We start from the raw sequence: 716 nt of genomic DNA on the forward strand, positions 1-716 counted from the left end.
TGCTCAACCTTGAGCAGGTCGCCCAGATCTGCGCCAGCAGGGTTTCCACTTCACCTTGTGGTGCTTCGTAACCACGGCTGAGCAGCGCGTCTTGGTCCGGCAGCGGCAGCGCCTTGCGGTCGACTTTGCCGTTGTTGGTCAGCGGCAGGTTGTCCAGGCGCACATACGCGGCGGGCACCATGTAATCCGGCAACTGCGCTTGCAGATGGTCGCGCAGTGCTTCGATTGCAACCGCATCGCGTTCAGTGAAATACGCCACCAAGCGCTTGTTTCCTGGCTCGTCTTCACGCGCCAACACCACCACGTCCTTGACCTGCGGGTGTTCGCCCAGCAAGGTTTCGATTTCACGAGCTCGATGCGGAAACCACGGATTTTTACTTGCTGGTCGTTGCGTCCCTGGTACTGCAAGGTGCCGTCGACACGCCACGCTACCAGGTCGCCAGTGCGGTACATCAGGCCAGCGTTGCTGAACGGGTCGGCGAGGAATTTCTCTGCGGTGAGGTCCGCACGGTTCAAGTAGCCCAACGCTACGCCTTGGCCGCCGATATACAGCTCGCCAGTGACGCCCACCGGCACGGGTTGTTGACGCGCATCCAGCACGTAGGCGCGGCTATTACCGACCGGGCGCCCGATAGGAATGCTGCCCTCGTCTGCCCGTTTGATTTCATAGGTGGTCGAGAACGTAGTGGCTTCGGTCGGCCGTAGCCGTTGAGCAA

The 716-nt window shown here is 61.0% G+C and carries 1 pseudogene; it reads right to left on the reverse strand.

Annotated elements, in window-relative coordinates:
• Positions 1 to 716, reverse strand: a pseudogene (locus tag F0169_RS27200) (AMP-binding protein); the annotation flags it as partial.

It is taken from the genome of Pseudomonas kitaguniensis (genome assembly GCF_009296165.1).
GTDB lineage: Bacteria > Pseudomonadota > Gammaproteobacteria > Pseudomonadales > Pseudomonadaceae > Aquipseudomonas > Aquipseudomonas kitaguniensis.